The sequence below is a fragment of the Streptomyces recifensis genome (assembly GCF_002154615.1).
In the GTDB taxonomy this organism is placed as follows: domain Bacteria; phylum Actinomycetota; class Actinomycetes; order Streptomycetales; family Streptomycetaceae; genus Streptomyces; species Streptomyces griseoluteus.
In genome coordinates this window covers 1-1,141 of record NZ_MUNH01000782.1, presented here as the reverse complement: position 1 = coordinate 1,141, position 1,141 = coordinate 1, and the positions used below count along the sequence as shown (strand labels likewise).

The 1,141-nt window shown below is 71.1% G+C and carries 2 protein-coding genes; one reads left to right on the top strand and one right to left on the bottom strand.

Translation table 11 applies throughout. The features are described from left to right. Positions 1–178: 178 nt before the first annotated feature. Complete coding sequence (locus CCN33_RS29655; RefSeq protein WP_031179064.1) at positions 179–367, top strand: ferredoxin; 189 nt, start codon at positions 179–181, stop codon at positions 365–367. Between the two features lie 126 nt (positions 368–493). Here CCN33_RS29655 and CCN33_RS29650 read toward each other — a convergent pair whose 3' ends face one another. Then, complete coding sequence (locus tag CCN33_RS29650) at positions 494–883, bottom strand: DUF6344 domain-containing protein (protein WP_086696424.1); 390 nt, start codon at positions 881–883, stop codon at positions 494–496. Positions 884–1,141: the final 258 nt, after the last annotated feature.

The following is a 1,141-nucleotide window of genomic DNA, read 5'->3' as shown; positions in this document are numbered from 1 at the left end:
CCGGCACGGCTCGGGACGAAGACCCCCCGCTCCGTTCGGTACCGGTCCCCACGAGGGGAGGGACCGGTGCCGGACGGGCGGTGGCGCGGCCGGTTCGGGCGCGGGTCTGTGGGGCAGGGACGTCGTGGGCGCGGGCCGTCGAGGGGTCCGGGTCGCCCGCGCGAGCAGGGGAGGACGCGTGAAGGTGTCCGTGGACCGCGAGGTCTGTTACGGCTCGGCCGAGTGCGCGTACCGCGCTCCCGAGGTCTTCGACTTCGTGGAGGGGTACGGCGTGGTCAGGCCCGGCCGGGAGGATTCCGGGGACGATCCGCTGGTGCGCGAGATCGTGGAGAGGTGTCCCTCGCAGGCCGTGCTGCTGGGGGAATGAGGCGGACGCGGTGCGGGCCCCCAGGCCGGTGGCCGGGGGGCGTTCCGTGTCGACGGTCGGGTACGCAAGTCGCCAGTGTGTCGAGACGTCCGCGGTACTGGATGCCTGCCGTGGGGCTCGGCGGTCTCAGCAGTCCAGGTGGGACGCGTACTGCTCGGTGCTCTCCTGCCGGTGCGTGGTCTCGGTGCGGTCCGGGGCGTTCACGCGGTGCGGGGCGAGGGCGCCCGCTTCGCGTCCGGCCAGTGAGCGGTGCCGGCAGTTGGGGGACTTCCCGTGGGCCTCGGCCCGGATGCGCTGCTTCATGGTGGGGGGCAGGGACCTGGCCTGTGGCCAGACCTGGTGGCTGACGGCCGCCGGTGCCTCCGGTGCGCCGTGCTCCGTGCTGCCGTGACTCGGGCTCTCGGTCTTGGCCGAGGCGACCGGGGCGGTCGCGGTGACGAGTCCGAGCGCCGTGCACAGCGCGAGGAAGGCGGTGACGATGGCGGTCCACAGCGTCATGACCTTGTTCCTGGCCATGGCCCCTCACTTTCAGGTTGGGCGATTTGCGTACTTTCCTCATGATGTGTATGTGGGCGGCGAAGTGGTGGACCGACGCCCGTGGCGCGTCGATGTTCAGATGAACACCACTCGGATGGGTGCAAGAAGGCGGAAAACCCCTGTAGCTGTCCCTAAACGGGAGGAACACAACCCTCTGTGCGGGTGTGATCACCCTCCGATCGCAACGGCTCCGGGCCGCCGGAAGGCGGGAGTTGGGGGCCCGGAGCCGTTGCGATC